We start from the raw sequence: 13,275 nt of genomic DNA, 5'->3' as shown, positions 1-13,275 counted from the left end.
AGAATGAGCTCCTTGAATTTGTACACTTTTTTCCTTGGTTTTAATTGCAGTACATCTTTTTTTTGTCTGACATTTCTTTAAATTATCATATCCTTTATTTTCTTTTTCCTTTTTTAGTTGCCGTATTTGTGGCAAAGCCGAAATAAATCAATAAAAAAAATAGCAAATTCTTAAAACATAAATTTGGATGTAATGAAAATATTTGTATGTTTGTAATGTTGTAGTATAGTATAGTATAAGTCAATTCGTTTTCTCGTATTTTAAATGCTCAATAAAGAACAAAAAACTAACTAACTAATTTATTAACTAAAAACCAAATTATTATGAGAATTGCAATAAGATACTTATGCTTCTTAGTAGTTATGTTGTATGCCGGCACACTTTACTCCCAAACCATAACTGGTAAAGTTAAGGATGAACAAAATTTACCTTTACCAGGAGCAACTATTCAGGTTAAAGGTACTCAGAATTCAACAGTAACAGACATTGATGGTAGTTACAAATTATTAAACGTAAAATCTGGCTCCACACTAGAATTTAGTTTTATTGGATTTGATAAGCAAACTGCCATTGCAAACAAGTCTGAAATTAATATCTCTTTGACTCCAAGCACTCAGGAACTGACTGAAGTGGTAATAGTTGGAGCGGCTATGAAAAAAGGAAATCTAACAGGTGCTGTAAGCAGTGTTTCTGGAGATAAACTTAGAGAGGTTCCTACTCCAAACGTAGTACAGGCGTTGCAAGGCCGTGCTTCAGGGGTATATGTGCAGCAAAGTGCAGTGCCTGGCCAAACGGGTACAATAAGAATTAGAGGAAATAATTCTCTAAACTTTGGCGGTAACCCAATATTTGTAATTGACGGTTTGGTTACCGACAGTAATTTTGAAAACATAAATCCTGACGATATTGCAAGTATGGAAGTTCTTAAAGATGCTTCTGCTACTGCATTATATGGTTCAAGAGCTGCAAATGGAGTAATTGTAATTACAACAAAAAAAGGTTCAAGATCAGGAGAAGCAAAAATACAGTATGATACATGGACTGGTGTATCTGAATTTGCAAGAACTATTCCGTTAATGAATGGCCAACAGTTATTTGATTTGAGAGTTGACGCTTATGCAAATCGTTATATGGATGAGAATCCTGGAGCCGATCGTGCAGCTTATATTAATCAGATTAAATCAGATGGTTCGACTGTGTTTGCGCCTTACGAGTTAGAATCATACAGAACTGGTAAAAGCTACAATTGGCTAGATCAGGTAACGCGTTCAGGTTTTCAAACAAATCATAATTTAAGCTTTAGCGGAGGAGGAGAAAAAGGAACTTATTTTGTGAGTTTCAATTATGTTGATCAGAAGGGACTTCTTAAAAACTCTGATTTTAAAAGATATAATGGAAAAATTAACCTTACGCAGGATTTAAAATCATGGTTGCAGTTTGGTACCAATACTACTTTTTCAAGAAGCGAAAGCAACTATCAGGAAGGAAGTGCTTTTGGTGTGGCATTGGGAGCAAACCCGTTATTGCCTATTGACTCAAAAGCTACTTATCTGAGATATGGTGAAGTATTTGACCAAAATCTTTACAATCCGATAATAAGTCTTGATATCATAAATTCAAGTTCACGCAATAGACTTACAAGCAGTAATTTTTTAAGTGCAAAACCAGTAAAAGGACTTGATATCAGAACGAATCTTTCTGTGGATGTTATAGATCAAGCAAATTTTGATTATGTGCCAAGTTACACGGGTCAGTCACTCAGAAATTCTATGAATGGAGAAGCACATCATTACAGATATTCGCAATTAAATTATCAATGGGATAATACTGTAAGTTATAGTAAAGTTTTTGCTGAAAAGCATGACGTAAGTATAATGGGAGGATTTTCTGTAATGAGTAATTCAGGTAATAGTACAGATGTAAGAGCTCGAGGGTTTGTGAGTGATGATTTGACATATATGGCATTATCAGGAGCCTATCAAAAAGACAATGCACAGTTAGGATCGAATTTTACAGATTATACAAACCAATCGTATTTTGCAAGAGCTAACTATACTTTTGATGGAAAGTATAATATTACAGGTACAATAAGAAGAGATGGTTCTTCTAAATTTGGTCCTAATAACAAATGGGGAACCTTTCCTTCTATAGCAGGAAGCTGGGATATTGGTAAAGAAAATTTCCTTTCAGGATTTGAAAAATTAAGCCAACTTAAGTTTCGTGTAGGTTATGGTATGGTAGGAAATCAGAATGTAGATGCTTACAGATACTTTGCATTATATAATGCGCAAGTGAGTAATAATTCTGGAACTTACGTGTCTGATAATTACATCGATAATTTCGATTTAAGATGGGAAAAACAAAAGCAATTTAATATTGGATTAGATGCTGGTTTTTTCCAAAACAGACTTACTGCAAGTGCTAATTACTTTCATATAAATAATGATGATCTTTTGATGTTGCGTAATATGCCAGTTTCATCAGGATATAAATACAAGCTAGATAATATCGGTTCTACAACAAATGAAGGTATAGAATTAGAACTTAGCGGAGATATTATTAAAAACAAAGATTTTAAATGGAATGTTTCTGCTAATATATCATCGGCAAAAAATAAGGTTACAAAACTTTATGGAGATGCTACAGAGATATACAACTTAGGTGGTTATAGTAACAATGAAATCCAACGTACAGGGAACTTTTTCTTAGGGAAATCAGTAAACACAGTTTATGTATTTCAATATGATGGTATTGCACAGCAAGGAGAAGATCTTAGTAAAGTAAATTATGGAAGCCGAACTGTTCAGCCAGGAGATATTAAAATTAAAGATCGTAATGGAGATGGCGTAATAAACGATCAAGACAGATATGTGGTTGGCGATTTGAATCCTGATTACTATGGTGGTTTTTCTACAGATCTTAATTATAAAGGTTTTGGATTAAATGCAGTATTTGCGTATTCAATAGGAGGTAAGAGACCAAGCGGTACTTATGAAAGCTATATGAACTCTGGAGGAATGAGTGCAGCACATACAGATCTTTTGGATCGTTGGACTCCAACAAACACAAATACAGATGTACCAAGAGCGTATTATGGAGGAGGAAGATATACTTTAGGAGAAACAGATAAAGCAATACAAGATGCTTCATTCCTAAGATTAAATGCACTAACATTATCATATACATTACAAGACAAAGTTGCAGAAAGTGTTTTTCTTAAAAATTGCAGGTTTTATGTAACGGGATCGAATCTATTTATTATAACTAAATACAAAGGTTATGATCCTGAGGGAGGAGATTCTTATCCTTTATCTAGAATGGTAGTTCTAGGATTAAATGTATCTCTTTAATCAAATTAATTCTAAAAATTATTTTTATGAAAGCAAAAATTATAGCCTTTATGGCCCTAGCAATATTATCAGCTTCATGTTCTTCAGATTTTTTAGATGAAGAGCCTAAAAGTTCACTTACTGCTGCACAAGCATATGGCAGTTTAGGTAAAATAGAGCCTGTTCTTTTGGGAGCTATTACAAATTGGAGAAATATGCAAAAAGACCGTGCGGGACTTTACACTTCTCTTGGTACAGACGAAGCGCAACAAGGAGCTTTGCAGGTAACCGGAGATGCAAACCAAGCGGGACTTGATTTGTACAATGGATTCTTAAGTCAGGAGAATCAAGCAATTGGACAATTGTGGAATGACAGATGGCCAGTAATCGAAGTAGCGGCGCAATCTATCAGAGCTTTAGGAATTAATACCGAAGATGATAGCGCAAAACGCGATCTTTTAATGGGTGAAGCTAGTTTTTTAAGAGCAACATTAATGTTTGAGCTTACGCAATATTGGGGAGAAATACCTATTAATGATAAAGCAAAATCGGCAGAATATGGACTAAAACGTCAGCCTTTGCCATTGGTTTATTCTTATATAGTTGCCGATTTAGAAAGAGCAGTAGAAAAACTTCCTGTAACACAAAGCAATCCTGCATTTCCCGCAAAAGGTGTGGCACAGGCACTTTTAGGAAAAGTATATCTATATGCTCCAGAAGCATCAGGATACCGTGATTATAACAAAGCAAAACAATGGTTTGAAGAAGTTATTAAATCTGGAAAGTACAGTTTATCACCTAATTACGCAGATGTTTTTAGCCCAGACCATGCTAATTCTTCAGAATCTTTATATGAATGGCAGTATAATAATAACTGGCCAGATAACAACCAGATACAATGGCAGACAGGTTCAAGAGTTTTAGCCAATATGGATCAATATGCTTATTTTGGAGGTTACGATCTTATTCTTCCTACTCAATATTGCTATAAAGACAAAACGGCTGGAGGAATATGGGAAGCTGGTGACACACGTAAAGCTGCCAGTATCCGTTATGATTTTACTTATAAAGGAGTTACGCCAACACTTCCTGCTGGTTTTGGTGGTGATGAGCTGGATCCGCACATTAAAAAATACGAAGATATTCGTGTAGATGGAAAACAATCATTTTGGAATTCAGGTAAAAATAAAGCTTATATCAGATACTCTGATGTATTGCTTAACTACGCAGAATGTTTAAATGAATTAGGAAGCACAACAGAAGCTGAAAGTTATGTGAATCAAGTTCGTACAAGAGCTTTTGGAGGAACATTGCCGGCAGGAATGGCTTGGAGCGGACTTTCTCAAACGCAGTTTAGAGATCAAATTCTAGATGAGCGTATGCGTGAATTAGCTTTTGAAGGATGGAGAAGAATGGATCTTATTCGTACAGGAAAATTGGTAGAATTGGTAGGTGCTCGCAACAAATGGGCAAAACAAAACGGTACAATTGCCGCTTTTCATAACCGTTATCCTATTCCTATCGGAGAGATCAAATTAAATGAAGAGATTGGTCCAGAGGATCAGAATCCAGGTTATTAATATCCCTTACGCACACTATAATATAATTTTTATTTTTTTGGTTCATGTGGTTCGGTTAATGCCACGGTTTTGATTTGTAATGCCATTTTGGGTATAGGTTGTAACAGTACTGAGTTCTTCTGTTCGAAAAAAGCTTATTCCAAAATGGCATTCTTATTTCTTATAATTCAACAATTTTTAATCATTCAAATAACAGTATGAAATTTTATACTTATCAGGTTTACCTCTATTTATTTGTTCTAAATGCCATTTCGTTCAATTTTTACGCTCAGAATAAAGTAAGCTTAAACTCTTCTGATATTGTTTGGAAGGTAAAACCACTAGCAGAAATAGGGAGAGATAGTCTTAAAATGTTTACTCCAAATTATGCTGATGCCGACTGGGTAAAAGCAGTTGTTCCTGGCACAATCTTTAACTCTTATGTTGTTAGCGGATTAGAAAAAGACCCTAATTTTGGAGACAATATATATCAGGTCGATAAATCAAAATACGATCGCAGTTTTTGGTATCGTTCTGAATTTACTATTCCAGAAGATTTTACCAAAGAAATCATTTGGCTCAATTTTGAAGGTATAAACCGCGAAGGAGAAATTTACCTTAACGGAAAAAGAATAGCCGTTTTAAGCGGTATGATGCAACGCGGTAAATTTGATATTACAAAGCTTGTAAACCGTAAAGCAAAAAATGTCTTAAACATTTTAGTAAGCATTCCAAAACAGCCATTAAATAACTTCGGAAGCCCAACTTACATTTCAAGTGCAGGATGGGATTGGATGCCTTATGTGCCAGGATTAAATTCTGGAATTACAGACGACGTTTTTTTAACCAATACAGATAAAGTCACCATTGCAGATCCTTGGATTCATACCAATCTGCCAACCAATGCACGTGCAGATCTGGAAGTAAAAGTAGATTTGAAAAATACCTCTTCACAAAATCAGGAAGGAGTACTAACCGGAGTGATAATGCCAGGAAACATAACGTTTTCTAAAAAAATAAATCTGGATGCTGACGGAATTACAAGTGTAAAACTGACCAAAGAACAGTTTCCGGAACTTTCTATCCAGAATCCTAAATTATGGTGGCCAAACGGTTATGGCGATCCTAATTTATATACCTGTCAGTTTACTTTCAAAATTGGAAATGTAGTTTCAGATAGTCAAAAAATAACGTTCGGAATTAAAAAATATACTTACGATACAGAAGGTGGCGTTTTGCATATTGCCATAAACGGAAAACGTGTTTTCTTAAAAGGAGGAAACTGGGGAATGAGCGAATATATGCTTCGTTGCAGAGGTGAAGAATACGATCTTAAAGTAAAACTTCATAAAGAAATGAATTACAATATTATTCGTAACTGGCTGGGCTCAACAACTGACGAAGAGTTTTACCAAGCCTGTGATAAATATGGTATTATGGTTTGGGATGATTTTTGGCTAAATGCCAATCCGAATCTGCCATTAGACATTCATGTTTTTAATAATAATGTAATTGAAAAAATAAAACGCGTTAGAAATCACGCCAGTATTGCCATTTGGTGTGGGAATAATGAAGGTCTTCCGCAGCCACCGCTAAATGGCTGGATTGCCGAAAATATTAAAACTTTTGACAACAATGACCGTTATTATCAGCCTTGTTCCAATACAGGAAACTTAAGCGGTAGCGGACTTTGGGGTAATAAAGATCCGAGATTTTATTTTACAAAATATCCGGAACCTTATGCAGGAACAGGCGATGGGCCAAGCTGGGGGTTAAGATCTGAAATTGGTACAGCTGTTTTTCCGAACATTGAAAGCTTTAAAAAGTTTATTCCGGAAAAAGACTGGTGGCCAAGAAACGACATGTGGGACAAACATTTCTTTGGACAAAAAGCCTTTAATGCCACGCCGGATAATTATGATAAAAGCATTACAGAGCGTTACGGCAAACCAAATAATCTGGAAGAATATACCAGAAAAGCACAGCTTTTAAACATAGAAACCAACAAAGCCATGTACGAAGGATGGCTCGATCATATGTGGGAAGATGCTTCTGGAATTATGATCTGGATGAGTCAGTCTTCGTATCCAAGTATGGTTTGGCAGACTTACGATTACTATTATGATTTAACGGGAGCTTATTGGGGGGTAAAATCGGCTTGCGAACCTATGCATATTCAGTGGAGTCCTGTAGACAATTCGGTAAAAGTAATCAATACGACAGGAACCGATTTTAAAAATCTGAAAGCCGAAGCTGTTGTGTATAACTTAGATGGAAAATCGGTAGCAAAATACAAACAAAATGCTGTAGTAGATTCTTATTCTAATACGGCGGTAGAAAGCTTTGTGATTCCGTTTTATTCCAATCAGAAAGATTTGGCTTTTCAAAAAAATGTTATGGCATCTTCTACCGATGGAGGAAATACCAGAGATGTTGCAGACGGAGATTCAAACACGCGCTGGGCAAGTAATTCCACAGATAAGGAATGGATTTATGTAGATCTTGAAAAGGACTATATTATCAATCGTGTCGTTTTAAATTGGGAAAATGCTTATGGAAAAGAATACAAAATCCAGATCAGTTCAGATGCGCAAAATTGGACAGATGTGAGTATTATTAAAGACGGAAAACAAGGCCTTCAAACTATTTCGTTTGATGAAACAAAAGGCCGTTACGTTCGAATGTTAGGAATAAAACGTGGTTCTGGATGGGGATATTCATTATACGACTTCAAAATTTTTGGAGCAGAAACCAATGTTGATACTTCCGATTTAAGTCCGGTGCATTTTATTCGATTAAAATTAAAAGATGCTTCAGATAAATTAATCAGTGAGAATTTTTATTGGAGAGGTACCAATATGAAAGATTTTACAGAATTGAATAAACTGCCAAAAGCAAACGTAAATGTTTCCAGCAAAGTCACAAAACAAAACGGGAAATACTTGATAAAGTCAAAAGTTTCAAGTCCGTCGGGAATCGCTTTTGGAATTCAGATTCAAGCCTTGAATGAAAAATCTGGAACTCAAATATTACCGGCAATTGTGAGTGACAGTTATTTCACTTTATTAAAAGGAGAAAGCAAAGAAGTGACAATCGAATTTGATGAAACAGCTTTAAAAAATGGTGAAAAACCAATTGTAAAAGCGATTCCTTATAATAAATAATCAGTTTCAAATCCTGCAAGGTTTTTAAAACCTTGTAGGTATGATTTGAGAACAAGAGATTCTCAATGTAAATCTGTCAAGTTTATTACATATCAGAAAGCGATTAATTAAATACAATTTGCCATAGATTAAAAATCATTTCCAATCCTTTTAATCTGTGGCTAAAAACCACAAACAATCATGAATATCAAACAAATTATAACACTGCTTTTTATACTAATGCCATTATTAGGCTATTCGCAAAGCAACCCGTTGGAGTTATGGTATACCAAACCAGCAGCTCAATGGGAAGAAACACTGCCATTAGGAAATGGTCGATTAGGACTTATGCCTGATGGCGGAATTACAACCGAAAAATTAGTTCTAAACGAAATTACCTTGTGGAGCGGATCTCCGCAAGATGCCAATAATTACAAAGCCTACAGTTTTTTGCCTCAAATTAGAGAATTGTTATTAGCGAATAAAAATAAAGAAGCCCAAAAACTAATCGATGAACATTTTATCTGTACAGGAGCAGGTTCTGGAAGCGGAAATGGAGCTGATGTACCATTTGGCGCCTATCAGGTTTTGGGAGATATGACGTTGAATTTTGATTATAAAACCAAATCAAAAGCTCAAAATTACACTAGAAACCTAGACATACAAACTGCAGTAGCTGCGACTCAATTTACAATTGACGGTGTAACGTATAAACGTGAATATTTTACGGGATTTGGTGATGATGCTTCTTTTATCAGATTGACGTCAAGTAAAAAAGGAAAGTTGAATTTTACTGTCCAGCTGAGACGACCAGAGCGTTTTAAAACGGAGAATGGCACTGATAATTCACTAGTAATGACTGGTCAGTTGAATAACGGAACTGATGGAAAAGGAATGAAGTATGAAGTAAAGGTAAAAGCCCAAATTACAGATGGAAATGCAGTTTATGCCAATAATGCAATTGAAGTAAAAAATGCAACAGAAGTCGTGCTCTTTATTTCTGCGGGAACAGATTATAAAGATAAAAATTTCGAATCTTCAGTAGATAAAATTCTAACTGCAGCAATGCAGAAGAAATATCAGGATCAGAAGAAAAAGCATATTGAAAACTACCAAAAGTTATTCAATCGTGTGACTTTGAGTTTCGGAAAATCACCACAAAAAACACTGCCTACAAATGAGCGTTTAGATGCTTTTGTTAATCAGCCAGATTTAGATACAGCGCTTCCTGTTTTATTTTATCAATACGGCCGTTATTTGAGCATTAGCAGTACCAGATTAGGATTGTTACCGCCAAACTTACAGGGATTATGGGCAAAAGATGTGCAAACGCCATGGAACTCGGATTATCATTTGGATGTAAACGTTCAGATGAATCATTGGGCATTAGAAACAGCCAATTTATCAGAATTAAATCTTCCTCTAAAAGATTTGACTAAAGCGATTGTGCCAAATGGAGAAAAAACGGCCAAAGCCTATTATAATGCTGATGGTTGGGTAGCACATGTTATTACCAATGTTTGGGGCTTTACAGAACCCGGAGAAAGTGCTTCTTGGGGAATCACAAAATCAGGATCAGGCTGGTTGTGTAATAATTTGTGGAGTCATTATTTGTATACCAATGATCAGGCTTATTTAGCTGAGATTTATCCGGTTTTAAAAGGAGCAGCGCAATTTTATAAAAGCATGCTGGTAAAAGATCCGGAAACAGGCTGGTTGGTAACGTCACCATCTGTATCTCCAGAAAATTCATTTTTGCTTCCAAATGGAGATGCATCTCATGTTTGTATGGGACCTACAATCGACAATCAGATTATTCGCGAATTATTTAATAATGTTATAATAGCGTCAAAAAAACTTGGATTGGATAATGATTTAAGTGTTGAATTGGAGAAACAATTAAAATTATTACCGCCTCCAGGAGTTATTAGCCCTGACGGAAGAATCATGGAATGGCTAAAAGATTATAAAGAAGAAGATCCGCAACACCGTCATATTTCTCATTTGTATGGATTATATCCAGGATCTTTGATTACTCCAGAAAACAAACCTGAACTTGTCGATGCAATTAAAAAAACACTTGAAGTAAGAGGAGACGATGGAACAAGCTGGTCAATTGCATACAAAATGCTGTTTTGGGCTCGTTTAAAAGATGGAAACAGAGCTTATAAATTATTTAAGACCATACTTAGGCAAACAAAGGATACCAATATTAATTATGGTCCTGGCGGTGGTGTGTATGCAAATTTACTTTCTGCAGGGCCGCCATTTCAAATTGATGGAAACTTTGGTGCATCTGCTGGAATTGGCGAAATGTTAATTCAAAGCCACGCTGGATTTATAGAATTATTGCCTGCAATGCCAGATGCTTGGTTAAAAGAAGGAGAAGTAAAAGGACTTAAAGCTGAAGGAAACTTTACTATAAATATGAAATGGGAAAAAGGTAAAGTGGCGAAATATGAAGTTTTATCTCCTGTACCAACAAAGGTGAAAGTAAAAGTGAATGGTGAATTGAAAGAGATCACTTCTTCTAAATTGTAATTTATAAAGTTTAGTTATACCTGATAGGTTTTTAAAACCTGTCAGGTATAAAACATTGATTGAATTGCCTCCAGCTTTAGCTGGAGGTTTATAAGAGTCTATTAAACAAAGGGCTTTAGCCAAAATCGTAGTGTTTTGGCTAAAGCCTTATTTGAATCTAATTTCAATAACCTACAGCTAAAGCTGGAGGCAATTCAAAAAAATGAAATCATATTTCAAAATCTTTAAAAAATGAATCTCAATAAAATAATACTTTGTGGTGCTATCTTGAGTTCTATAATTCTTGGAGCGCAAACTAAAGAAAAAATCACTTCACATGTAAATCCGTTTATTGGAACGGGAGCAGCACACGGTTCGCCGCTTTCTGGAAATAATTATCCTGGTGCTACAGTGCCATTCGGAATGGTACAGCTGAGTCCAGACACCCGAAACACACCAGATTGGAGCGTTGCTTGTGGTTATAATTATAACGATACCACTATTGCAGGTTTTAGTCACACGCATTTAAGTGGAACAGGAGTAGCCGAATTATTTGATGTAATGCTAATGCCTTTCAGTGGTGCTATTGTAAAAGAAGAAACGGGGCAGAATGCTTATCAATCTAAGTTTACACATGATAAGGAATTTGCAAAACCGGGTTATTACAGTGTAGAACTTTTAGATTATCAAATAAAAGCCGAATTAACAGCAACAACTCATGCGGGTTTTCACAAATACAGTTTTCCTAAAAATAAAGAAGCACATATCATTGTTGATTTAGATCATTCGATGAAAAAATCAGATTGGAATACTCGAATTATTGCGTCTCAATTATCATTTCCAAATGATCATACTATTGAAGGATTTCGAATTATTACGGGTTGGGCACCTATGCGAAAAGTATATTTTCATGCTGAATTTTCACAGCCCATAATTCGCAATCATATCACAGATGGTGGTAATGTTTATGACAATGCAAAAGTGGTTAATGGTAATGCAATTAGGGCAATATTAGATTTTGATAATTCAAAACAGCAGGAAATTTTGGTAAAAGTTGGAATTTCTGCCACAAGTATTGAAAATGCGCGTTTGAATGTGCAAACCGAAATTCCAGCTTGGGATTTTGACGGAATAATTAACAATGCAGATGCCGTTTGGGAAAATGAATTGAGCAAGATAAAAATTGATGGAACAGAAGAACAAAAACAGATTTTTTATACCGCTTTGTACCATACATTCATTCAGCCGAATACATTATCAGATGTGAGTGGAGATTATCCAGCGGCCGATTTTACAGTTAGAAATTCATCCAAGCCTTATTATACAACATTTTCTTTATGGGATACGTATCGTGGCGCACATCCTTTATATACTTTGATTCAACCCGAACGAACCGCTGATTTTGTAAACAGTATGCTGGCATATTACAAAGTTTTTGGCTATTTACCAATCTGGCAGCTATGGGGACAGGAAAATTACTGTATGATTGGCAATCATGCTATTCCGGTTATTGTGGATGCTGTACTGAAAAAAATCCCAGGAATTGATGCCGAAGAAGCCTTTGAAGCCGTAAAGAATTCATCATTGCGAGAACATCCCGGATCGCCATTCGATATTTGGGAAAAGTATGGATATATTCCAGAAAATTTAAAATCACAGTCGGTTTCATTGACTTTAGAAATGGCTTATGACGATTGGTGTGTGGCCGAATTGGCAAAAAAACTCGTTAAAATCGATGATTATAACCATTTTGCAAAACGTTCTCAGTTTTATAAAAATCTGTATGATAAAGAAATAAGTTTTTTCAGAGCAAAAGATGACAAAGGCAATTGGATTGGTCCATTTGATCCTTTAAAATATGGCGCTAATGGTGGTTATCCGTTTACTGAAGGAAATGGCTGGCAGTACTTTTGGTATGTTCCGCAAGACGTAAAAGGACTTGTAAATTTGGTTGGAGGAGATCATGCCTTTACCAAAAAACTAGATACTTTTTTCACATTAGAAGACAAGCCAGAAGAAGTAAATGATAATGCTTCGGGTTTTATTGGCCAATACGCACACGGAAATGAGCCAAGTCATCATATTGCTTATTTATACAATTATGCAGGTCAGCCTTGGAAAACTCAAAAATATACTGCTGATATATTGAAGAAAATGTACAATACGACCTCTTCGGGTTATTCTGGTAATGATGATTGTGGTGAACTTTCGGCTTGGTATATTTTTAGTGCAATGGGATTTTATCCTGTTAACCCAGCAAGCAGTACTTATATTATAGGTTCTCCGCTGTTGAAAGAAGCTTCTATTGAATTGAAAAACGGAAAGACTTTTAAAGTTATTGCTAAAAATGTTTCAGATGAAAACATTTATATTCAAAGCGCTAAATTAAATGGTAAAACCTATAAAAAGACTTTTATTCACCAATCGGATATTGATAATGGCGGTATTTTAGAGTTTGTAATGGGATCTAAACCAAATAAAAATTGGGGAGTTAAACGAGACGATAAACCAATTAATTAAATAATTGATTTATTTTGTCATTCCGAGGAACGAGGAATCACAAAAGTGACTCGGCAAAGAAAAGACATATCGTTGCGGAATTACTAGTGCGATTCCTCGTTCCTCGGAATGACAAGATTGTCGAAATAAAAAGGTTTGATGATTAAATTCATAAAACCTTTTTATTTTTAAAAGATTCGACAGTTTTTTTACCTTATAGGAACA

Annotated in this window: 5 protein-coding genes; all 5 read left to right on the top strand. The window is 35.3% G+C overall.

The window, feature by feature from the left end; genetic code table 11:
* Positions 1-323 precede the first annotated feature (323 nt).
* The 5 genes from ABXT06_RS18210 to ABXT06_RS18190 all read left to right on the top strand — a co-directional run bounded on the left by ABXT06_RS18210 (position 324) and on the right by ABXT06_RS18190 (position 13,071).
* Positions 324-3,350, top strand: a complete 3,027-nt coding sequence (locus ABXT06_RS18210) for a SusC/RagA family TonB-linked outer membrane protein (RefSeq protein ID WP_354592014.1) — start codon at positions 324-326, stop codon at positions 3,348-3,350.
* A gap of 26 nt (positions 3,351-3,376) precedes the next feature.
* The gene (locus ABXT06_RS18205; protein WP_354592013.1) at positions 3,377-4,909 is read left to right on the top strand and encodes a RagB/SusD family nutrient uptake outer membrane protein; all 1,533 of its coding nucleotides are present in this window, start codon (positions 3,377-3,379) and stop codon (positions 4,907-4,909) included.
* A 197-nt stretch (positions 4,910-5,106) separates the two neighbouring features.
* On the top strand, positions 5,107-8,052 hold the full coding sequence (locus ABXT06_RS18200; protein WP_354592012.1) for a discoidin domain-containing protein: 2,946 nt from the start codon (positions 5,107-5,109) through the stop codon (positions 8,050-8,052).
* A 180-nt stretch (positions 8,053-8,232) separates the two neighbouring features.
* The gene (locus ABXT06_RS18195) at positions 8,233-10,572 is read left to right on the top strand and encodes a glycoside hydrolase family 95 protein (protein WP_354592011.1); all 2,340 of its coding nucleotides are present in this window, start codon (positions 8,233-8,235) and stop codon (positions 10,570-10,572) included.
* Positions 10,573-10,803: 231 nt separating this feature from the next.
* Positions 10,804-13,071, top strand: coding sequence for a GH92 family glycosyl hydrolase (locus ABXT06_RS18190; protein WP_354592010.1), 2,268 nt, complete (start codon positions 10,804-10,806; stop codon positions 13,069-13,071).
* The last annotated feature ends 204 nt before the right edge of the window (positions 13,072-13,275 follow it).

The sequence above is a fragment of the Flavobacterium sp. UW10123 genome, assembly GCF_040538975.1.
Taxonomy (GTDB): domain Bacteria; phylum Bacteroidota; class Bacteroidia; order Flavobacteriales; family Flavobacteriaceae; genus Flavobacterium.
The sequence above is the reverse complement of the archived record's forward strand: the minus strand, read 5'-3'. Positions and strand labels throughout refer to the sequence as shown.